This is a genomic window from Streptomyces sp. 11x1 (genome assembly GCF_032598905.1).
GTDB lineage: Bacteria > Actinomycetota > Actinomycetes > Streptomycetales > Streptomycetaceae > Streptomyces.
This window is the reverse complement of sequence record NZ_CP122458.1, coordinates 388,011-406,906: the sequence shown is the minus strand read 5'-3', so window position 1 is coordinate 406,906 and position 18,896 is coordinate 388,011. Positions and strand designations below refer to the sequence as shown.

The 18,896-nt window shown below is 69.1% G+C and carries 23 protein-coding genes, 1 tRNA gene and 2 pseudogenes; 12 read left to right on the top strand and 14 right to left on the bottom strand.

Annotated features, from left to right (window positions below; translation table 11 throughout):
- Positions 1-265: 265 nt before the first annotated feature.
- From P8T65_RS47135 to P8T65_RS47130, 3 genes and pseudogenes are all read left to right on the top strand, one after another.
- Positions 266-646, top strand: a complete 381-nt coding sequence (locus tag P8T65_RS47135; protein WP_399098162.1) for a reverse transcriptase N-terminal domain-containing protein — start codon at positions 266-268, stop codon at positions 644-646.
- Positions 647-648: 2 nt separating this feature from the next.
- Positions 649-2,028, top strand: coding sequence for a reverse transcriptase domain-containing protein (locus tag P8T65_RS02035; protein WP_399098160.1), 1,380 nt, complete (start codon positions 649-651; stop codon positions 2,026-2,028).
- Positions 2,029-2,188: 160 nt separating this feature from the next.
- A pseudogene (locus tag P8T65_RS47130) lies at positions 2,189-2,272 on the top strand (transposase); the annotation flags it as partial.
- 397 nt (positions 2,273-2,669) lie between these two features.
- Here the strand turns inward: P8T65_RS47130 and P8T65_RS02025 are convergent.
- Positions 2,670-3,080, bottom strand: a complete 411-nt coding sequence (locus P8T65_RS02025; protein WP_316723683.1) for a MerR family transcriptional regulator — start codon at positions 3,078-3,080, stop codon at positions 2,670-2,672.
- Positions 3,081-3,495: 415 nt separating this feature from the next.
- Here P8T65_RS02025 and P8T65_RS02020 point away from each other — a divergent pair, with 415 nt between their 5' ends.
- The 3 genes from P8T65_RS02020 to P8T65_RS02010 all read left to right on the top strand — a co-directional run bounded on the left by P8T65_RS02020 (position 3,496) and on the right by P8T65_RS02010 (position 5,626).
- A complete protein-coding gene (locus P8T65_RS02020) occupies positions 3,496-4,986 on the top strand; it encodes a SulP family inorganic anion transporter (RefSeq protein ID WP_316723682.1) in 1,491 nt (496 codons plus the stop codon).
- 131 nt (positions 4,987-5,117) lie between these two features.
- Positions 5,118-5,333, top strand: a complete 216-nt coding sequence (locus P8T65_RS02015; protein WP_316723681.1) for a hypothetical protein — start codon at positions 5,118-5,120, stop codon at positions 5,331-5,333.
- Positions 5,330-5,626, top strand: coding sequence for a hypothetical protein (locus P8T65_RS02010; protein WP_316723680.1), 297 nt, complete (start codon positions 5,330-5,332; stop codon positions 5,624-5,626). The genes P8T65_RS02015 and P8T65_RS02010 overlap by 4 nt, the downstream gene beginning before the upstream one ends.
- 268 nt (positions 5,627-5,894) lie before the next feature.
- Here the strand turns inward: P8T65_RS02010 and P8T65_RS02005 are convergent, their stop codons facing one another.
- From P8T65_RS02005 to P8T65_RS01990, 4 genes are all read right to left on the bottom strand, one after another.
- Positions 5,895-6,857, bottom strand: a complete 963-nt coding sequence (locus P8T65_RS02005; protein WP_316723679.1) for a cytochrome c biogenesis CcdA family protein — start codon at positions 6,855-6,857, stop codon at positions 5,895-5,897.
- Between the two features lie 7 nt (positions 6,858-6,864).
- The gene (locus P8T65_RS02000; protein WP_316723678.1) at positions 6,865-7,443 is read right to left on the bottom strand and encodes a redoxin domain-containing protein; all 579 of its coding nucleotides are present in this window, start codon (positions 7,441-7,443) and stop codon (positions 6,865-6,867) included.
- 90 nt (positions 7,444-7,533) lie between these two features.
- The gene (locus P8T65_RS01995; protein ID WP_316723677.1) at positions 7,534-8,253 is read right to left on the bottom strand and encodes a Crp/Fnr family transcriptional regulator; all 720 of its coding nucleotides are present in this window, start codon (positions 8,251-8,253) and stop codon (positions 7,534-7,536) included.
- A gap of 185 nt (positions 8,254-8,438) precedes the next feature.
- Entirely contained in the window at positions 8,439-8,921 is a 483-nt protein-coding gene (locus P8T65_RS01990; protein WP_316723676.1) for a hypothetical protein, read from the bottom strand.
- Between the two features lie 176 nt (positions 8,922-9,097).
- Here P8T65_RS01990 and P8T65_RS01985 point away from each other — a divergent pair, with 176 nt between their 5' ends.
- Both P8T65_RS01985 and P8T65_RS01980 read left to right on the top strand, forming a co-directional pair.
- Complete coding sequence (locus P8T65_RS01985; protein WP_316723675.1) at positions 9,098-9,556, top strand: SRPBCC family protein; 459 nt, start codon at positions 9,098-9,100, stop codon at positions 9,554-9,556.
- Positions 9,557-9,564: 8 nt separating this feature from the next.
- Entirely contained in the window at positions 9,565-9,894 is a 330-nt protein-coding gene (locus P8T65_RS01980) for a TfoX/Sxy family protein (protein WP_316723674.1), read from the top strand.
- 35 nt (positions 9,895-9,929) lie between these two features.
- On the opposite strand, the gene P8T65_RS01975 is transcribed toward P8T65_RS01980, so the two are convergent.
- Genes P8T65_RS01975 through P8T65_RS01960 form a run of 4 tightly spaced genes read right to left on the bottom strand, consistent with a single transcriptional unit; the run spans position 9,930 to position 13,089 of the window.
- Positions 9,930-10,730, bottom strand: a complete 801-nt coding sequence (locus P8T65_RS01975) for a methyltransferase domain-containing protein (RefSeq protein ID WP_316723673.1) — start codon at positions 10,728-10,730, stop codon at positions 9,930-9,932.
- Positions 10,727-12,301 (bottom strand): radical SAM protein, encoded by a 1,575-nt coding sequence (locus P8T65_RS01970; RefSeq protein WP_316723672.1) that lies wholly within the window; start codon positions 12,299-12,301, stop codon positions 10,727-10,729. The genes P8T65_RS01975 and P8T65_RS01970 overlap by 4 nt, the downstream gene beginning before the upstream one ends.
- Before the next feature lie 31 nt (positions 12,302-12,332).
- Positions 12,333-12,650, bottom strand: coding sequence for a mercury transporter (locus P8T65_RS01965; RefSeq protein WP_316723671.1), 318 nt, complete (start codon positions 12,648-12,650; stop codon positions 12,333-12,335).
- The gene (locus P8T65_RS01960; protein ID WP_316723670.1) at positions 12,634-13,089 is read right to left on the bottom strand and encodes a MauE/DoxX family redox-associated membrane protein; all 456 of its coding nucleotides are present in this window, start codon (positions 13,087-13,089) and stop codon (positions 12,634-12,636) included. The genes P8T65_RS01965 and P8T65_RS01960 overlap by 17 nt, the downstream gene beginning before the upstream one ends.
- A 78-nt stretch (positions 13,090-13,167) precedes the next feature.
- On the opposite strand from P8T65_RS01960, the pseudogene P8T65_RS01955 reads away from it, so the two are divergent.
- Positions 13,168-13,956, top strand: a pseudogene (locus P8T65_RS01955) (DUF3179 domain-containing protein).
- 259 nt (positions 13,957-14,215) lie between these two features.
- Here P8T65_RS01955 and P8T65_RS01950 read toward each other — a convergent pair.
- Entirely contained in the window at positions 14,216-14,425 is a 210-nt protein-coding gene (locus P8T65_RS01950) for a hypothetical protein (protein ID WP_316723669.1), read from the bottom strand.
- 175 nt (positions 14,426-14,600) lie between these two features.
- Here P8T65_RS01950 and P8T65_RS01945 point away from each other — a divergent pair.
- Positions 14,601-14,677 (top strand) — tRNA-Met (locus tag P8T65_RS01945).
- Between the two features lie 62 nt (positions 14,678-14,739).
- Here the strand turns inward: P8T65_RS01945 and P8T65_RS01940 are convergent.
- Positions 14,740-15,012 carry a hypothetical protein gene (locus P8T65_RS01940; RefSeq protein ID WP_316723668.1) on the bottom strand — a complete coding sequence of 91 codons (273 nt, stop codon included), beginning with the start codon at positions 15,010-15,012 and terminating at the stop codon, positions 14,740-14,742.
- Between P8T65_RS01940 and P8T65_RS47125 the strand changes: the two genes are divergently transcribed.
- Positions 14,903-15,289 carry a VOC family protein gene (locus P8T65_RS47125; protein ID WP_399098153.1) on the top strand — a complete coding sequence of 129 codons (387 nt, stop codon included), beginning with the start codon at positions 14,903-14,905 and terminating at the stop codon, positions 15,287-15,289. The genes P8T65_RS01940 and P8T65_RS47125 overlap by 110 nt on opposite strands.
- 13 nt (positions 15,290-15,302) lie before the next feature.
- On the opposite strand, the gene P8T65_RS47120 is transcribed toward P8T65_RS47125, so the two are convergent.
- On the bottom strand, positions 15,303-15,476 hold the full coding sequence (locus P8T65_RS47120) for a hypothetical protein (RefSeq protein WP_399098151.1): 174 nt from the start codon (positions 15,474-15,476) through the stop codon (positions 15,303-15,305).
- Between the two features lie 43 nt (positions 15,477-15,519).
- Between P8T65_RS47120 and P8T65_RS01930 the strand changes: the two genes are divergently transcribed.
- Positions 15,520-17,226, top strand: coding sequence for an IS1182 family transposase (locus tag P8T65_RS01930; RefSeq protein ID WP_316723667.1), 1,707 nt, complete (start codon positions 15,520-15,522; stop codon positions 17,224-17,226).
- 404 nt (positions 17,227-17,630) lie between these two features.
- Here the strand turns inward: P8T65_RS01930 and P8T65_RS01925 are convergent, their stop codons facing one another.
- Positions 17,631-17,873 (bottom strand): hypothetical protein, encoded by a 243-nt coding sequence (locus P8T65_RS01925; protein ID WP_316723666.1) that lies wholly within the window; start codon positions 17,871-17,873, stop codon positions 17,631-17,633.
- Between the two features lie 256 nt (positions 17,874-18,129).
- Positions 18,130-18,825 carry an alpha/beta fold hydrolase gene (locus P8T65_RS01920; protein WP_316723665.1) on the bottom strand — a complete coding sequence of 232 codons (696 nt, stop codon included), beginning with the start codon at positions 18,823-18,825 and terminating at the stop codon, positions 18,130-18,132.
- Between the last annotated feature and the right edge of the window lie 71 nt (positions 18,826-18,896).

The window sequence follows — 18,896 nt, the reverse complement described above, 5'->3', positions numbered from 1 at the left end:
GAAACCCCGTCGGGGTCCGGGCCTTTGGGCTCGGTAGGCCGATCGTAAGAGGGGCGGAACTCCTCGGCGGGACAGGAAGCCCAAGAAGCAGATGCCGGCGGCCGAAAGGCAGCGGGACTCGGGACATGTGGTTGCCTCTCCAGGCGGCTGTCTCGGGGAACCGGCCGGATGCCGGTCCTGGCGGCCGGGTCCCGAAAGGGGAGCTGACGTGGGCTGGTGAGCCTTTGACGACCGAGGCCCGGGGCCTCCCGAACCGAGGGGCAAGTTGGACACCGCGGTGAACGGACCCGAGGACGTTGCCGAATGGGACGACGTCGCGTGGCGTCACCACGAGGACAACGTAGTGAGGCTGAGGCAGAGGATCTTCAAGGCGACGCGGGAAGAGGACTGGGCTCTGGTCCGGTCCCTGCAGAAACTGATGCTGAGATCCTGGTCGAACACGCTGATCAGCGTGCGGCAGGTGACTCAGCGCAACGCTGGACGTCGGACGGCCGGGATCGACGGGGAGACCGCCCTGTCACCCGAGGCCAGGATGGACGTGGCTGTGCGCGTGCACCATACGCGCTCGTCCTGGAATCCACTGCCGGTCCGACGCGTGTACATTCCAAAGGCCAATGGAAAACAACGGCCGCTCGGTATCCCGTGATTATGGACCGATGCCATCAGGCGCGCGTCCGTAACGCACTGGAACCCGAGTGGGAAGCGCGCTTCGAGCCGAAATCCTATGGATTCCGGCCGGGCCGCAGCTGTGCGGACGCCATCGGCTCTCTCTACTCCACGCTGAAAGGCTCCCGAGCCAGGAGGCTGTGGATTCTGGATGCCGACTTGTCCGCCGCGTTCGATAGAATCGACCACGAACAACTGCTCGAAGCGATCGGGTTCTTCCCGGCCAGGGAAATGATCCGGGGATGGCTGAAAGCAGGAGTGGTCGAGGACGGCCTGCACACGCCGACCGAAGAGGGATCACCTCAAGGCGGTGTAATCAGCCCGCTGTTGATGAACGTTGCACTCCATGGCCTGGAGGAAGCTGCCGGAGTCCGCTATCTCGCATCCGGACGCACTTCCGGAGAAACGACGCGAGGAGCTCCGGTGCTGGTGCGATACGCCGACGATATGGTCGCCTGCTGTCACTCTCGGCAGCAAGCAGAGCAGGTCAAGGCGCAGCTTGCAGCGTGGCTGGCTCCCAGAGGGCTGACCTTCAACGAGGAGAAGACGCGCATTGTGCATCTCTCCGAAGGTTTCGACTTCCTGGGATTCACTCTCCGCCAGTTTCACGGGTCCAAGCTGATCATCAAACCAAGCAAGAAGGCGATCAAGCGGATACGGAAAAGACTCACGGACGAGATGCGAAACCTTCGCGGATCGAATGTGGTGGCGGTCATCGCCAAACTCAACCCGATCATTCGGGGCTGGGCGGCCTACTACCGTGGGGCGGTGTCCAGCCGGGTCTTCTCGGATCTGGACTCTCATGTGTGGCGGCTCACATACAAGTGGGCCAAGCACTCCCACCCCAACAAGCCGAAGAAGTGGATTGTGCGCCGCTACTACGGCAAGTTCAATAAGTTCAGGAACGACTACTGGGTGCTCGGCGATCGCAGCTGTACCAGCGAAAGCGGCGGCACCTTTCACGTGGTCAAATTCTCCTGGACAAATATCGTCCGGCACCAGCTGGTCACGGGCGGGGCGTCACCCGACGACCCCGGCCTGCAGGACTACTGGGCCGAAAGACGGAGGAAGGTCAAACCCCCGCTGGACAACTACAACCTGAACCTGCTCGCCAAGCAGGAAGGACGCTGTCCACTCTGCGGGGACTACATCCTCACCGCCAACCAGTCACCGCAGTCCCCGCACGAATGGGAACGCTGGTGGCTGAACACCGTCCGCAGAGCGGTAGCCGCCAGCTACCTCACTCACCACGGGCGGAGTGGCACGCCGGACGGACCGCAGACTCGCCTGGTACACGCCTCTTGCCATCGTGGTCTCCGAACCAGAACACGCAGGAGACTCGCAGTCTCTACATCACCGTGAAGCCCTTGGGGCTTGCTTGAGCCGTGGTGCCTGGAAAACGGGCATGCCCGGTTCTGAGGGGGCGGGGACGCAGCAATGCGTCCCCGCTACCCGACAGCCGATGATCGCCGCGTGAAAGGCCGCGCATCCCTCGGTCAGCAGCCATCAGGGCCGGTACGCGATGCGGGAGATCGTCAACGCGCTGCTCTACCAGGGCCGGACCGGGTGCCAGTGGGAGCTGCTCCCGCACGACTTTCCGCCACCCGGTGCGGTGAAGTACTACTTCTACACCTGGCGTGACGACGGCATCGATCAGACCATTCACGACCTGCTGCGCTGGCAGGTGCGGGAAATGGCGCGTCGGAAGGCGGACCCGAGCCTGGTGGTGCTCGACACCCAGAGCGTGCACGCGGCGGCCGGGGTGCCCGCGGTGTCGACGGGGCGTGATGCGGCAGAAAAGTGCCGGGCCGCAAGCGCGGCCTGGCCGTTGACGTGTGGGCCTGCTCGGCAGCCGCCGCCCCGATCGCGGCTGGGGCGCCGAGCTGGACGACCTGTGGCTCGGGTGCGCAGCCGCCGCCGTCGGCCTCAGCGGCGTCGGGGGCGTCGAACAGGCCCGCGCCACGTGCGCTGCGGGAGGCAGAGCATGCCGGAGCCGGGAGCGGTCAGGGGCGCACCGGCTCGTGCTCGGGCAGCCGTGCCCGCAGTGTGGCGGCGAAGTCCTCGGCGCGGGCGAGCTGGACACGCAGCTTCTCCACCTGCTCCGCCGCGCTCTGCTCGTACTCGCGCACGCGCTGAAGGAGCACCTCGCGCTCATCCGGTCCGAGTTCGTCACCGGCGTCAAGGCGGTCGGCGGCGTCCAGCAGGTCGCGCATCTGGTCCAGCGTGAAGCCGAGCGGCTTCATCCGCCGGATGACCATGAGCCGGGCCACGTCGTTGTCGGTGTAGAGCCGGAACCCGCCTTGGGAGCGGGCGGAGGGGACTACGAGACCGGTCTCCTCGTAGTGCCGGATGGTGCGCAGGGACAGCTCGGTGCGCGCGGCGACCTCGCCGATCTGCATGTGCTTGCCGTCCACGTCCCTGCTCCTGGCCTTTCCCTCACGGCAGTGCCTCCTGAGCGGGACCGCCAATATCTACCCTAACGTTAGGGTAGAGTTGATGGAGGTGAGGGCGGCCCGGCTGCCCCCGCTGCTGCCGTTCCGGGGTCGATGCCGCCCCCAGCGAAGATCCGATTCTTGCAGGAGAGAAGCGTGCGCGAGCCCATGACGCCCGGCGCCGCTGCTTGCCCGCCGTGACGCTTCGCCCCCGAATGTGAGCCCGGCGCCCTCGCGCCTGCCTGCTCCGTTCCCTCTGGTCTTCCGGCTCCGCGCTGACGGGGCCGTCCGCGGGGTGCCGGCCCGGCCCCTCCGCGTCCTCCCGCACATCCCCGGCCTGCCATGGGGGTGTGCCCGAGCACGACAGGTTCCTGAACTCTTGTCTTCCGCTACCGCTGTGTCCCCGGCCGCGCGCCTGCGCGGCCTGAGGCCCGACTGGCTGAACAACCCGAAGGTCTGGCGCACCGAGGTCCTCGCGGGCCTGGTCGTCGCCCTGGCGCTGATCCCCGAGGCGATCTCCTTCTCGATCATCGCCGGCGTCGACCCCGCAGTCGGCCTGTTCGCCTCCTTCACCATGGCCGTGGTCATCTCCGTCGTCGGCGGACGCCGAGCGATGATCTCCGCCGCCACCGGCGCTATCGCTCTGGTCATCGCCCCGCTCAACCGCGAGCACGGCCTGGGCTACCTGATCGCCGCCGTCATCCTCGCTGGCGTCTTCCAGGTCATCCTGGGCGCACTCGGGGTGGCGAAGCTGATGCGGTTCATCCCCCGCAGCGTGATGGTCGGCTTCGTCAACGCCCTCGCCATCCTGATCTTCATGGCCCAGTTCCCCGAGATGACAGGCGTCCCGTGGGCCGTCTATCCGCTGATCATCGGCGGGCTGGCGCTGATGGTGTTCTTCCCGAAGATCACCACGGTGATCCCCGCCCCGCTCGTGTCCATCGTCATCCTGACCGTAATCACCGTCGGTGCGGCCATCGCGGTACCGACGGTGGGCGACAAGGGCGCCCTGCCGTCCTCCCTACCCGTGCCGGGTCTGCCCGACGTGCCGTTCACGCTCGACACGCTGACGACGATCGCCCCGTACGCCTTCGCGATGGCTCTGGTCGGCCTGATGGAGTCGCTGATGACCGCCAAGCTGGTCGATGACATCACCGACACCCACTCCGACAAGACCCGCGAGTCCATCGGCCAGGGCATCGCCAACATCGTCACCGGCTTCTTCGGCGGCATGGGCGGCTGTGCCATGATCGGCCAGACGATGATCAACGTGAAGGTGTCCGGCGCCCGCACCCGCCTGTCGACCTTCCTCGCGGGCGCGTTCCTGATGGTGCTGTGCATCGCCTTCGGGCCGGTCGTCTCCGACATCCCCATGGCCGCCCTGGTCGCCGTCATGATCATGGTGTCGTTCGCGACCTTCGACTGGCACTCCATCGCCCCCAAGACCCTCAAGCGGATGCCGGCCGGCGAGATCGCCGTCATGGTGATCACCGTCGCGTGTGTCGTGGCCACGCACAACCTTGCCGTCGGCGTCGTCGTCGGCTCGATCACGGCCATGGTCGTCTTCGCCAGGCGCGTCGCCCACCTCGCCGAGGTCACCGCCGCGGTCGACCCAGACGGCAGCACGGTCGTGTACCGGGTCACCGGCGAGCTGTTCTTCGCCTCCTCCAACGACCTCGTCGGCCAATTCGACTACACGGGCGATCCGGACAAGGTCGTCATCGACCTGTCTGCCGCACACATCTGGGACGCCTCCTCCGTCGCCGCCCTCGACGCCATCGAGACCAAGTACGCCCAGCGCGGCAAGACCGTGGAGATCACCGGCCTGAACGACCCCAGTGCCCACCTGCACGGCAAGCTCAGCGGCGAACTCGCCGCCAGCCACTGACCGCCACCGAGTCCAGCAGTCACCGGCCTCCTGCCCCACGGCGGGAGGCCGATGGCAGTCTCGGAACCCTAACGGCACCCGCCGCCGTTGACCACCGCTCGAGCCCACCCGACCCGAAGGGAAGAAACAGCGTGTCCGAACACCGCATCAGGACCATCCTGGCGACCGCAGGAGCGGTGCTGTCCCTGACCGGCGCGGCCATGTACGTCCTGACCGGCGCGGCCATGTACGTCCTGCCCGGCCCTGGCCTGCCCGTCCTGGTCACCGGGCTTGCCGCCCTGACCACCGGACTCGTCATGACCGCCGCCACCCGCCGCACCCGCGCAGGAAGACCACGACGCCCGTGATCTGGCACTGGACCGGCCTTGCCGTCTGCTCCCTCACCCTGCTCCCGGCCGCGCTGGCCCTGATCACCGGGCGCGTGCCGCAACGCCTGCACTCCCGGCTCGCCCCGATGCGCCCGCGCGGGTGGGCCCTGCTGGCCCTCTACATGGCCGCGCCGCTCAACGCGGTGCCGCGGCTGGCCGACGCCTCACCCGGGCTCATCATGGCCGCGACCGCCGTCGCCGGAGTCCTGGCCGTCACCGGATCGTTGGTTGCGGCCGTCGCGGCGCACCGGGCCTTGAGGGCCACCGCGTGAGCGGGGCAACGCGCCGACGGCGCGCGATTGCCTCCGTCGTCCTGTGGTGGGGTGGGCTCACGGTGCTGCTGTGGCTGGGGAGCCGGGCGGCAGATCAGCCCACGGACCTTGCGCGGTGCGCGGCATCGGCGGTGCTGCTGGTCGCGGTGGGAGAGGCTGGCGACTGGCTGCGCCGCCGGTGGCGTGCGTACCGCCGGAGTCGGTCAACGCGCCTGCCACCCGCATGACAGTCCGGCATTCGGAGCCGAGACGGGAGGAGCCGGACCGGTCAGAGGCGACCCGGGTTTCCCGCGTCCGGCATCAGGGGTGCCGACCTGGCCTCTGCGGCAAGGGAGAGGCGATACCCCTCATGTCGCGGGCCTTTGATCACGGTTGGAAGCCGGTGTGCCGGCTCGTGCGCTTGCGGCGCCGGATGACCAATGTGGCGAGGAGCAGGAGGGCGAAGAGTACGGCGATCACGGCCGGACCGGCGGTGTCCAGGGTGTCGGCAACGGCTCGCTGGACGGTGGCCGCCGTGTCGATGACGGGGTCGTTGGTGGTGGGGTTGTGCAGGGCGCGGATCTCGTACCAGCCGTAGTAGGCGACGTAGGCGCCGACCAGGAGGAGCAGACCGCCGCCGAGCCGGGGGGGCGATCGCGCCGAGGCGGCGCAGCCGGGTGACGGCGGTGGTGCGGGTGAGGGCGACGGTCAGGGAGGCTACGCCGACGATCAGGCCCATCCCGGCGGCGTAGGCAGCGAAGAGGAGGATGCCTTCCGTGGTGGAGCCGCTGCGAAAGGCGGAGACGACGATGGCGAGGAACGGGGCGATGGTGCAGCCGAGGGAGGCGGTGGCATACGCCGTACCGAACAGTGCCATCGAGGGCACGGATCGCGTGACGGTGGGGGCACGGCGGAGTTTCGGGGCGAAGGTGGACAGTTGGCGGCCTGCGAGGAGCCATGCTCCGGCCGTGGCGATGAGCAGGCCGAGGACGATGGTGAACCAGGGCAGGTGCTGCTGGATCTGGCCGGCGACGGGCTGGATGAGGAGTCCGAAGACGCCGAAGAAGGTGGCGAAGCCCGCGGTCATCGCGGCGGTGGCGGCGAGCGCCCGGCCGACGGCGACGGTACGGCTGGGGCTGTCGTCGCCGAGGACGAGCAGGGAGAGGTAGGCGGGGAGCAGGGCGAAGCCGCACGGGTTGACGGCGGCGAGCATCCCGGCGCCGAGGGCGAGGGCGAGGGGCAGGTCGGCCATGGCGGGGTCAGCCGGTGAGGGCGGCGACCTTCTCCGCCAGGCCCTTGCCGCCGGGGAGCACGCCCTCGTAGACGGTCTTTCCGGTCTGGTCGAGGATCACGTAGTAGCTCTGCTGGGTGATCTTGAACCGCTTCCACACTTCGCCCTTTTCGTCGGAGAGGTGGGGGAAGGAGTCGGTGCCGGTGTCGGAGACGAAGGCGCGCATGGCGGCGTTCTTGTCCAGGCCCGCGACGCCGACGACGTTCGCCTTGCCGTGCTGGTTGGCGGCGACCTTGGCCGTCTCGGCGGCCTGGCCCTTGCAGGTGGGGCACCAGGGTGCCCAGAACCACAGCACGGTGGGCTTGCCCGCGAGGGTCTTCGCGTCGAACGGCTTGCCGTCCACAGTGGTCGCAGAGAAGTTCAGAGCCTCGGGGGCCTTCGCGCCCTGTGACCCGCTGCCGCTGTCGTGGGAGTCGGTGGGTGACTGGGCGGGGGAAGAAGGCTTCGAGGGGGAGGTCCCCTCGTCGCCGGCCGGCGCGGAGCCACCGCCCGAGCCGCATGCGGTCACAGTGAGAAGGGCGGCCGGGAGGAGGGTGCGGGCGCGCAAGGAGGACTCCTGAGGGGTCGGGACCGGTGGCGAGGGTAGTTCGTGGCGGCTTGAGCGGGCAGGGGGCCGGGGCCTTACGGATGGGTGACGTCAGCCGGCGGCGTCCTTGAGCCGTTCGGGGTCGAGGACGCTGATGCGTCCGCGGGCCAGGCGGAGCAGGCCGTGGTCGGCGTAGTCGCGCAGGACCTTGGTGCAGGTTTCGCGGGAGGTGCCGGCGAGGGCGGCGAGCTGTTCGTGGGTGAGGGCGATCTGCGGGTGGCGTCCGACCGGGCGCAGGGGGCCTGCCGGGGGCTGGGCGCTGGTCAGGGTGGTCAGTGTGGTGGCGATGCGCTGGGCGACGGTCTTGAACACGCTGTCGGACAGGCGCTGTTCGAGGTCGGCCAGGCGGCGGCCGAGGATCGCGGTGATCCGGGCGGCGATCCGCGCGTCGGCCAGCAGCAGCCGATGGACGTCCGTGCGGCTCATCACGCACACGACGGTGTCGTCGAGGGCTTCGGCGTAGTTGTCGTACATGTGCTGTCCGAGCAGGACCATTTCGCCGAAGATGGTGCCCGGGGAGATGATCGCGGTGGTCAGCGCGCGGCCGTCGGCGGAGACTCGGAAGACGCGGACCCGGCCCTTCTTGAGGATGAACAGCACTTCGGAGGGCTGGGTGGGCGAGTAGAGGATCTCGCCCGCGTGGTAGGTCTTCATCGGTGCCGCGGCGGCGATGGCCTCCATCTCCTGCTCGGACAGGTCGCAGAAGATGTCGACCTCGGCCAGGCACCAGGTCCGCTCCGCTTCCTCGCCTCGGGCTGCGGCGTCGGTCATGGTGTGTGTCTCCTCGCGTCGTCCAGGGGCCCACGGTGGTGGTGCGGCACCCCATACCGGGCTGGCCAGCGCCTCGGCGCTGGCCAGACAGTAGGCCACCGCGCCGTCCACGGGGCCTATGCGGCGCAGCGCCGTGCCCGGCGGCGGGGCGGCGGGGCCGGGGCTTGACGCGGGAATCTCGCTGCTCATCGGGCCGGGCCGGTGCGCTTGCCCATCGCCTGGGCGATGCACGCGAACGTGGCGCCGGCGAGCAGGCCGAACACGAGGTGGGCGCCGAGGCTGGAGGAGGTGATGTCGTTCCACTCGAAGACCGGCATGCCCATGTTGGCGGGCATGATCCACAGCGCGCCGATGGCCCACCACACCACGCCATAGGCCAGGCCGAGGACGATGGCGGGTGCCAGGCGCTGCGCGAGGTGGCCGAGCACGATGCCGAAGGTGGCACCGGCGAACAGCGCGATGGACAGGTGGATCAGCCAGCCGGCGAAGGCGTTGGTCGAGCCCAGCAGCCCGGCCACCATCGTGATCATCGCGGTGTCCATGACGGGCCGGGAGACCGACATCCAGATGCCCATGCCGACGCCGCCGACGAGGCCGGCCGCAGCGCCCCAGACGGCGTGCACCGGGATCGCAGCGGTCTTGGAGGAGATGTGTGATGCCGTGGTCATGGTGATCGTCCCATTCATCGGTGGTTCTCCTGCTTCCGTCGCTGACGCTAGATCGGTTGGTGGGGGCAGGTATGTGACCGCCCTTACCTACGCGCCGGTAGTCCCGCGCGGCGTCCGGTTGCCGCTGACCGCCCCGGGTGGCTCCATGGAACTGACGCCGGGGAAGAGGGCAGCGGATGGGTATCGACGTGACCGTGGAGCGGGAGATCCCGCTGCCGTGCGAGCAGGTGGCGGCGTACGCGATGGACTGGCGCCACGACGCCGAGTGGACCCAGGGCATCCGGACAGCGCAGCTGACCCGCGAAGCCGATACGGGCGGCTTCGGGGTCGGGGCCGAGGTGACGCGGACCGCGTACTTCCTGGGCAAGCGGATTGACTACGTCCTGCGGGTCGCCGCCTACGAGCCGCCGCGACTGCTGGACATGGTCTCGGTCGCCGGACCGATGCCGATGCACGTCACCTACACCTTCGAGCACCTCCCGGACGGCGGCACGCGTGCCCGGATCCGAGTGCGCGGTGACGCCTCCGGCCTCTACCGGCTGGCGGGACCGATGATGGGGCGCAGGGTGCGCTCATCGCTGATCAAGGATCTTCGCGACCTTGAGCGGCAGGTGAGCAGCCGCAGGGGAGGGTGAGGACTGTCATGGCGTTCGACGAAGGACTGGCGCAACGCATCCGGGCCCGGCTGGGCGCGGATCCGGGCATCACACAGAAGCGGATGTTCGGCGGACTGGCGTTTCTGCACGAGGGCAACATGGCCGTGGGCGTGATCGGGGACGAGCTCATGGTCCGGGTCGGCCCGGACGCCACCGAGGCGGCCCTGGCACGGCCCGGGACGCGGCCCTTCGACTTCACCGGGCGCCCGATGCGCGGCTGGGTCGTCGTGGCTTCCTCCGCTGTGTCCGAGGACGAGGCCCTGGCCGACTGGGTCGACCAGGGGCACGCCTTCGCGGCGAGCCTGCCGCCCAAATAGCCCTGTCGGCGGCAGGTGTCTCCGCTCCCGGCCCCCTAGTCCGGGGTGCGTTCGGCGATGAGCAGCGCGTAGCCGAGGACGCCGTCGGTGACCGCGGCCCGGGCGGCTTCCAGGACGGCGGGGGCGGCGTCGAGGTCGACGCCTGCTGCGGTGAGGCGGGCGGGGGCGGTCATGGGCAGCAGGTTCAGCCTCGCCTCAATCTGGTCGATCATCCGCAGCATCGCCTGATTGTGGCGCTCGGTGCGGAGTGTGCGCAGGCCCGCGCCGGCCAGGATCTCGGTGTAGTCCTGGAGCGGCCGGGCGTCGGCGATGCAGGCGATCCGGGCGCCGAGGCCGCTGAGCTCGGCCGGCAGCCGGGTGGGATCGATGGTGACGTCGGTGATGCCGAGGCGCCCGCCCGGGCGAAGGACACGGGCGAACTCGGCCGCCGCGCGCGCCTTGTCCGGGAAGGTGCACAGGGCGCACTCGCACACCACGGCGTCGAAGACACCCTCCGGATACGGCAGGTGTTCGGCGTCTCCGGTGGTGAACCGCACCCGATCTGCGAGGCCGGCGGCCTGGGCGGCACCCTGGGCCAGGGCGGTGTTCGCCGGTGCGTAGTCCACCCCGTCGACCTCAATGCCGTACGCGTCGGCCAGCAGCAGGGCGGTGGTGCCGCGCCCCGAGGCGACGTCGAGGACCAGCGCACCCGGGGTCAGGCCGAGGCCGTCGGCGAGGCGGCGGGTCAGGGCGGTGCCGCCAGGGTGGTAGGACTCGCCGAGGAGCAGGGCGACGATGTCGGAGGAGTACGCGGCGGCGCAGCACGCCTTCAGCTCCTCGCCGCTGGGCTGGTTCATGACGAGAGCTTTCCTTCCTCGTCCGAGCTGCTGGCGGTCTTCGAGCCGTACGGGGTCGCCGTCAGACGGCCGGCGAGCGGCAGCGCGTTGGGCGCGACCGGGGCGACGGGGACACCGGACATCTGCGCGCGGACCTGTTCGCGGTAGCCGACGGAGTTGTAGGCGCAGAAGGGGATGAGGCGGCCGTCGGGGGTGATCTCCTCGACGCAGCACTTCATCAGCTGCTTGACGTTGAGGGTGTAGGGGTCCTGGAAGTCCTGAACGACGATCATGAACGCCTTGTCAGTCAAGTTCTTTACCGCTTCCGGGAGGTCGATGCCGCAGGCGTCCGCGCAGTCCAGTGCCTCGGCGGTGGCCCGCAGCTTTTCCTCGGTCGTGGCGGTGCCCATGAATGCGGAGGCCGACCACAGTTTCTCCAGGGCTTCGCGGATCCCGGCGTCGGGCATGACCCGGTTGGTGACGTAGTCCAGGTAGTCCTCGACGTTGAGCAGCCGGGGGATGGGAACGACGGTGCGGTTGCCCGGTTCGCCGTCGACGAGGAGGTAGGTGATGGAGCGGCAGGTGGGGAAGCAGCACGGGACGGGGAAGAAGTCGCCCTTGGTGAACCATTCCGGGCGTTGGGCGTTGATGAGGCGGATGACGTCGGGGTTGGTGAGCCGGTTCAGCGGGTCGAACTCCACGTGCCGGCCCGAGTGGGTGACCGGCTGGAACGCCACCGAGCGGACCGCGGGGTGGTCGATGCCGTACTCGATGATCGCCCCGAGCTCGTGCTCGTTCAGCCCGCGCTCGACGGCCGCGACGAGGGTGACGGTCAGCCCTGCCTCGGCGCAGTTGTCCAGGGCCCGCTGCTTGAACGTGCGCAGGTCCCGGCCCCGGATCTCCAGGTGCGTGCGCTCGTCGAAGCCGTCGAACTGCAAGTAGATGTTCACCGACCGGCCCGGCACCCGGTTGCGCTTGCCGAGTTCGGCGACGAAGTTCTTGTCGGTGGCCAGGCGGATGCCGTTGGTGTTGAGGTTGACGTTCTTGATCGGGCGGGTCTGGGCGAGGTCGATGAAGTCGAGGATGTGCTTGTGGATGGTGGGCTCGCCGCCGGAGAACATCACCACCTCCGCCTCGCCCTCGGAGGCCACGAAGGCGTCGAGCATCCGCTCGCACTGCTCGTGGGTGATGGAGTAGCCGTCGCTCTGGTGGCCGGAGTCGGCGAAGCAGATCGGGCAGTCCAGGTTGCAGCCGGTGTTGACCTCGATGATGCCCAGGCAGGCGTGCTGCTTGTGCTCCGGGCACAGCCCGCAGTCACTGGGGCAGCCGTCCTTCACCTCGGTCTGGAAGACGAGCGGAATCGTGCCGGGCTTGTTGAAGCGTGCCGAGGACAGGTACTCCTCGGCGTCCCCGTAGACCAGTGCCTCGAACTCGCCGTGCTCACCGCAGCGTTTGCGCAGATAGACCTTGTCGTTGCGGATGTTGACCTGCGCGTCGACGGGGGTCTTGCACAGCGGGCAGATGGACTTGGTGAACTCCACGAACACCTCGTCGCTGTCGGTCTTGCAGCGGGGCGCGGGTGCCTGGGTCATCGAAGAACTCCTCTTCCATGGGGGCTTGCGTTCAGCGGACATCGCCGCCCGGATCGGCTACATCAACGTGTTCGTTCGGCCGGGGCTCGGCTGGGGCGGCCGGGCAGCAGTCCTCCGCCCCGGCGCCCCGGCGTCGGCGGGCCCGGCAGTGCAGGGCGTAGCCGGTGCCGGCGAGCAGTACGACCGCACCGACGGTGATCAGCCAGGGATGGCCCAGCGCCCCGCCGACGGCGCCGAGTGCTCCGCCGGCCACGAGCAGCGGGCCCGCGCAGCACACCACCATCACCAGCCCGGCACCCACCACCGCGGCCATGCCGCCGAGCCCGGACCGTTCACGGGACGCGGACATCACCGCTCGCCTCCTCTCGGCCAGCGGGTGAAGGGGCGGGCGCCCGGCGGGCGGAGCGGACCAGCGGGCCGGCGTACAGCAAGGTCGCCGCGTCCTGGAGCAGCACGAACCAGTTCAGCCGCTGCGTGAGGTAGATGCCGAAGCAGCCGCAGTTGTCCACCACCAGGCCCCGCGCGTACGCCTGCACGGCCAGCACCGTCCACACCACCGAGACGGCCGTGTACACCCACACCGGCGCCAGGGCCGTCGAGCGGGGACGGGCCAGGAACCAGACCCCGCACACCAGCTCCCCCGCGATCAGCGCCGCGGCCAGCCCGGTCGCGGCACTGCCGGACACCAGCCCGTACGCGGACAGGATCCGCGGCATGTGCTCGAAGGAGGCGAGCTGGCCGACGGCCATCGCCGTGTACAGCGTCCCGAGCACGATCCTGAGCACCATGCCCCGACGGTAGGTGCCCGGGGGCGGGGAGAACTGTAAGCGCGCTCACCGAACCGCCAGCCGCGTCCTGGCACGATCGTGGTAGCCGGCGGTCTCCGCTGCGGCGGGGGCCGTGGTCCCGGACCGCTTCGGGAGGTCCAAGGTGAATGGCCGAAATTCTCCCCACCGGGGCAGGCGGCAGGCCCTCAAGGGCGCCGGCGCGATCGGTGTGGCCACCGTAGTGCTCGTCGGCGGCGGCGTGATCGGCTGGCAGACCTTCTCGGGTTGGCCGAACGGGTGACGGCCGTGCAGCCGGGGCAGGATCCGTCCCTTGAAGCACTCGCTGCGGCGGCCGTGTCCGGCGGCCCGGGCAAGGACGGCATCCCCTCCATCGACCGGCCCCGCTTCGTCACCGCGAGCCAGGCGGGCTTCCTCTCCGACGGCGATCCGGTCTTCGGGCTGGAGCACCGGGGTGAGGTGAGGGCGTACCCGCAGATGGTGCTGGTGTGGCACGAGATCGTCAACGACACCGTCGGCGGCCAGCCGCTCGCGGTCACCTACTGCCCGCTGACCGGCACGGTCATCAGCTCTTCCGCCCCGCCCAGCGTCCAGGACCTGACGTTCGGCATCACCGGCAAGCTTGTCAACTCCAACCTGCTGATGTACGACCGGCAGACCGGCTCACAGTGGCCCCAACTGCTCGGACAGGCGATGAGCGGCCCGCTGAAGGGCACGAAGCTGGACACCGTCCCGCTGGTGTGGACGACGTGGAAGTAGTGGCGCACCGCGCACCCCGACACGGCCGTGCTGTCCACCGACACCGGGGCGCTGCGCTCGTACGGCAGCGACCCGTACGGCTCCTACGACGCGTTGGCGACGGTCAGGTAGGCGAGACGGAGCAACACAAGTGCTCATCCTGCTGCAGCACCGAACAAGCGCCTGAGCTGCATGGATGACATTCTCGGCAGGCGCACACGCCTGGGGCCGCTCGCCGCTCGGCGACCTGTGGCTCAGCCGGTCCTACGTTGTTGGTGGGTCAGACGGGCCGTCGTAGACGCATCGACCTATCGACCTGCTTCCAGGTCAAACCCCGAAGGACTTCCGGAGCCGACCACTCAGGTTTCCTGGACGACCACGGCGTAGGAGCCTATGCCGAGCAGTCCCTGGCCCGGAAGGGTGCCGGACGAGGTGAGCAGGCCCAGGACTGGCCGGATTCGGGGTCGAAGTCGATGTCCTGGAGGAGGCCGATCTCGGTGCCTCGCTCTGACAGGATGCGTCGGCCCAGGAGGTTGCGGCACGCGGCGGCCTGCTCAGTGAGGTCCTCGGTGGTGCCTTCCCGGGCGTTGACGCGGGCCATGATCGCGTCGGGGCCGATGGCGTGTACGTTACAGTCGTTGCTAACGCGCGTCGGAAGATTGCTAGCCGACTGCTAGAGATCGACCGACACTGCTAACGGAGCCCTGGAACCTACAGCAGCCTGGGGTGAATCCGGTCAGGAGCAGAGGGGCAGTGGCGTAGAGTGGTCATACCGACGCGGGGTGGAGCAGCTCGGTAGCTCGCTGGGCTCATAACCCAGAGGTCGCAGGTTCAAATCCTGTCCCCGCTACCAAAGAGACAGCCCCCTTGACCACCAGGCCAAGGGGGCTGTCCGCATTCCAGAGCCGCCGGGGGCTACATGGCCACGGAAGCCGCCGTCACCGGGCGGACCACCGTGCGCATCTGCGCGCCGTCGTACTCCACCATCTCGCCGGGCAGGATCAGCAGCCCGGGCTCGCCATCCTGCCAGGCCGCGCCGATACGCCGCACCTGGACCGCGGGACCCCGCGCGCCGGCCATGAAGACCGTCGGGTCGATCTCCCAGCCGTGTCCGGCTAGCCACTGCTCCAGTGCTGCGGCGTTCATGTCGGTCGCCTCGCGCGGCCACTCGTACATCTGGCTCTCCACGCTTATGTCCCCCTTCGGTGCGGCCGCCACCATCCCGTCTCCCGCTGTGTGGTCGGGAATCACGCTCGCCTGCAACGTGGACAGCCGTCGGCAAGTGGATGCAGCCTTCGCGGCCGCGGTTGCGGCGGGTGCCATCGCGGTTGCTGATCCGGTGGACCGTCCTTGGAGCGGCCGGTCGGCGTATATCGCAGACCCGGAAGGCAATCGCTGGGAGATCGCCTGGGCGTCCAGCGCGAGTTTCGATGCCCGTGGCGCGTTGACCGGGTTCGGCAGCTGAGTGTCCGTTCTCGTCACAACCACTCGTTGATGGCCGCGACCAGAACGGTTGCCTCGTAGCGGACCGCGAGTTTGTCGTACCTGGCCGCCACGGCCCGGTGCCCCTTGAGGCGGTTGATGCCGCTGCTGAGCTTGACTCTGTCGGGGATCTTGGAGTTCCTCGGTGCGGCAGCATGATCAACGGGCATGCTCGGGTGGTTCCGTCGACCGATGCAGTTGTCGAGGTGCCCGTTGTCCCTTCGCCCTCGTTCCGGTGAGCAAGTCCCCTCTCTGACCGCGCAGATCGCGCGGGCGAGCAATCCGGGCGGTACGACGGCGATATGGGTACGCGATCGCCTCGATGGGCTGTGGTGCGACGAGGACTTCGCCGACTGGTACCCGCGGGATGGGCGCCCGGGGCTCTCGCCTGCTCAACTGGCCACCGTCTGTGTGCTGCAGTTCCTGCTCGGCCTGTCGGACCGGCAGGCCGCCGAGGCGGTCCGCTGTCGCATCGACTTCAAGTACGCCATGGCGATGGAACTGGACGATCCCGGGTTCCACCACAGCGTGCTGGCCGACTTCCGAGACCGTCTCGCCGAAGGCGACCGCGCTGATCGCCTCCTCGACCTCGCGCTGGCCCGCCTCACGGAGGCCGGACTGGTGCGCGAGCGCACCACGCAGCGCACCGACTCCACCCACGTCCTGGCCGCGGTGCGCGACCTGACCCGCCTGGAGCTGGTCACCGAGGCGGTCCGCGCCGCACTCGAAGAAGTCGCCGGTATGTCCCCTCACCTGCTGGACGAGCTGGTCGATGAGGAGTGGGGCCGCCGCTACGGTCGGCCGGTCCGCCTGGGCAAGAACCCCACCAAGCCCACGACCAGGATCCTGGCCACCGGGAACGATGCCGTCCGGCTCCTGGAACACCTCTACCGGCGCGGAGCAGGCCGCACGTCCGGCCCTCGCGTCCAGGCCCTGCGCCAGATCATGGTGCAGAACTACCACCGTGACCAGGCAGGCCGGCTGCGCTGGCGCACCGCCGAGAAGGAAGGCGGACCCGGGCAGCCGCCCTCGTCCCGGGCAGTCGTCTCGCCCTACGACACCTCGGCCCGCTATGCGAGGCACGGGCACATCATCAGCTGGAAGGGGTTCGCCGCTCATCTGACGGAGACCTGTGCCCCCGACGGCCCCAACGTGATCACGGACGTGGCCACCACCGCGGCCACCACCCACGACAGTCAGGTCCTGCCCGGCATCCACACCCGTCTGGCGCGGCGCGGGCTGCTGCCCGCCGAGCATCTGGTCGACGCCGGCTACACGTCCCTGCCCCACCTCGAACAGGCCACCCGTGAACACCAGGTCACCGTCTCCGGGCCGCTGCGGAGCAACCCCACCCGCCAACACCGGCAGAACGAGGGCTTCGCCCGGGACGACTTCCACATCGACTACGACCGTCAGCAGGTCACGTGCCCCCAGGGGCAGGTCAGTGCGGGCTGGCACGGCCCTTACCCAACCTCGTCACCCACCGCGGCCCCGCTGATCGTGGCCAGGTTCACCAAGAGTCAGTGCCGTCCCTGCCCGGCCCGCACCCAGTGCACCTCCACCGCCGACAGCGCCCGAACCGTGGGCTTTCCCCCGCGAGAACTCCGTGACCTGCAACTTCGCGTCCGCGCGGAGCAACAGACGCCCGAGTGGAAGACCCGCTATGCGGTCCGCTCGGGAGTGGAGGGCACGGTCAACGAGTTCGCCCACGGACACGGCATGCGGCGCTGCCGCTACCGAGGACAAGGAAAGGCCCACATCCAGCACGTTCTGACGGCCATTGCCGTCAACATCGAGCGCCTCAGCGGACTGCCACCGGCCGAAGAAGCACCCACGTCCCGCCGACCGACTGCCTTCCAGCACTACCTCGACCAGCGCGAGATACCCCGGCTGAAGTCCTGGCGAACCCTGGGAACCTGACCGGCATCTCCAAGATCCCCGACAGAGTCAAGCTAAGAGGCCTTTGGAGGTGCAGCGGCCCGCGGGTTCCCTTGACTGGCCGGGTCAGCAGGGACAGCGCCTGCTCGCACCAGTCGTCCGGCAGCAGGTCCCACTCGGAGTCGGAAAAGTAGGCCTCGGCCGCGGCCGCGAGGAAGGGCAGGGGCAGGCCCTTCGGGTGGCCGAGTCGGCGGGCGTCATGGCAGCGGACAGCAACGCCCTCGGACCGGGTTGCACCAGCTCAGACAGCTGGAGCAGTTCGGGGGCCGCAGCAAGGTACTGAGTGATCATCCCGTCCCGCGCCCGGTTGGCCGCTTCGGCGAGGCGTGGGTCAGGAGAGGTCCGTGAAGCGTCGACAAGGTCCGGGTCGAACTGGCTCGGCACGCTCAGGGCCCGCCCTGCGAACAGGACTCGTGTCTGATGGTGCGGTCCGGCGGGTAGGCCACGTCATCGAAGTAGCCATGCCCGGGCCATATCGTGCCGAGGATCAAGACGGGCGCGAGCCTGTCGTAGGCGAGCAGAACCCGCAGACCCGCGACGACCGATTCACCGTGCTCCGGATGCAGCAGGTACTCGTGTGCCTCGTTCAGCCACAGGGAAGCAGGGGCATGTGCGCCTGCCAGTATCATCGCTGCGCCAGGAGGAGATCACCCGGGGTCCATCGGCCTCCCCTTCCGCCGTGCGACCTGCGCGGACGCACCGACGGCTGCTCACCTTGGCGGTCGGGGCCGAGCGCGGGTCCCGGGGCGACTTCGGCACGCCCGACCCGTCCGCCGTGTGGTCACCCGGACGGGGTCCACTCCGTGCTTCGCCGGCGTGACCGCCGCGCGTACTGCGGTAGCCGCGCGGGTACGCCGGAAATTCGGCCGCAGGCCGAGCCGGCGGTCAGCCGTGGATGGCGTTGAGGACGGCGGCGAGCCTTTCGGGCGCGCTGATCATCGCCATGTGGCCGGTGTCGAGGTCGATGACATCGGGCCGAAGGAGCGCCATGGATCGTTGCTGGAGTTCCTCGACGTAGCACTGGTCCCGCGTGAGGTGCACATACGTCCGGGGGATCTGGCGTCGGTAGCCGCTCAGGTCCACGGTCTCGCGCAGCAAGGCGGCGGAGTCATCGGCCAACAGGTCCAGGGTGGACGAGGTGGTCGCCTCATCCATGTCGTTGCACAGCATCGCGGCGGCGCCTTCACGGGTCTGGTGATAGACACCGTCGGCGATGGACTGCTCGACCAGATCCCGCACTCCGGGATCGATCTGGTCAAGCACCCTTGTCCCGTCCGGCGGCACCACGGCCGACACGAGGACGACATGGCGGATCCGGTCAGGTACGAGGTCCAGGACGCGCGGGATCGTGACTCCCGCGAAGGAGTGACCGACCAGCACCACGTCCCGCAGATCCTTCGCCTCCATGTCCTCGCGGACCGCGTCCGCGCAGTCCGCGAGCGTGACCGAGCCGAGGTCGGCTCCGGTCCTGGAGCCGTGCCCCGGAAGGTCGACTGCGAGCGCTTCCGATCTCAGGTGGGGTATCAGCTCGTCCCAGCAGTTCGCGCCGAAGCTTGCGCCGTGGATGAGAACGAACGCCATGGTTGACCTCCTGGTCAGTGACTTCCGTCAAAAGTTAACTGAATTCAATTCTGTTTGGAAGAGTGGTGGTG

What these genes read in the sequence shown, in the direction of transcription:
- P8T65_RS01980 (WP_316723674.1), top strand. Translation starts at nt 9,565, where the DNA reads ATGGCGTTCGACGAAGGACTGGCGCAACGCATCCGGGCCCGGCTGGGC.
- P8T65_RS01995 (WP_316723677.1), bottom strand. Translation starts at nt 8,253, where the DNA reads ATGACCGACGCCGCAGCCCGAGGCGAGGAAGCGGAGCGGACCTGGTGC.
- P8T65_RS02035 (WP_399098160.1), top strand. Translation starts at nt 649, where the DNA reads ATGGACCGATGCCATCAGGCGCGCGTCCGTAACGCACTGGAACCCGAG.
- P8T65_RS01920 (WP_316723665.1), bottom strand. Translation starts at nt 18,825, where the DNA reads ATGGCGTTCGTTCTCATCCACGGCGCAAGCTTCGGCGCGAACTGCTGG.
- P8T65_RS01985 (WP_316723675.1), top strand. Translation starts at nt 9,098, where the DNA reads ATGGGTATCGACGTGACCGTGGAGCGGGAGATCCCGCTGCCGTGCGAG.
- P8T65_RS47120 (WP_399098151.1), bottom strand. Translation starts at nt 15,476, where the DNA reads ATGCCCGTTGATCATGCTGCCGCACCGAGGAACTCCAAGATCCCCGAC.
- P8T65_RS01990 (WP_316723676.1), bottom strand. Translation starts at nt 8,921, where the DNA reads ATGACCACGGCATCACACATCTCCTCCAAGACCGCTGCGATCCCGGTG.
- P8T65_RS01950 (WP_316723669.1), bottom strand. Translation starts at nt 14,425, where the DNA reads ATGGCCCGCGTCAACGCCCGGGAAGGCACCACCGAGGACCTCACTGAG.
- P8T65_RS01975 (WP_316723673.1), bottom strand. Translation starts at nt 10,730, where the DNA reads ATGAACCAGCCCAGCGGCGAGGAGCTGAAGGCGTGCTGCGCCGCCGCG.
- P8T65_RS47125 (WP_399098153.1), top strand. Translation starts at nt 14,903, where the DNA reads ATGAAGACCGTCGGGTCGATCTCCCAGCCGTGTCCGGCTAGCCACTGC.
- P8T65_RS01970 (WP_316723672.1), bottom strand. Translation starts at nt 12,301, where the DNA reads ATGACCCAGGCACCCGCGCCCCGCTGCAAGACCGACAGCGACGAGGTG.
- P8T65_RS01925 (WP_316723666.1), bottom strand. Translation starts at nt 17,873, where the DNA reads ATGATACTGGCAGGCGCACATGCCCCTGCTTCCCTGTGGCTGAACGAG.
- P8T65_RS01965 (WP_316723671.1), bottom strand. Translation starts at nt 12,650, where the DNA reads ATGTCCGCGTCCCGTGAACGGTCCGGGCTCGGCGGCATGGCCGCGGTG.
- P8T65_RS02005 (WP_316723679.1), bottom strand. Translation starts at nt 6,857, where the DNA reads ATGGCCGACCTGCCCCTCGCCCTCGCCCTCGGCGCCGGGATGCTCGCC.
- P8T65_RS01960 (WP_316723670.1), bottom strand. Translation starts at nt 13,089, where the DNA reads ATGGTGCTCAGGATCGTGCTCGGGACGCTGTACACGGCGATGGCCGTC.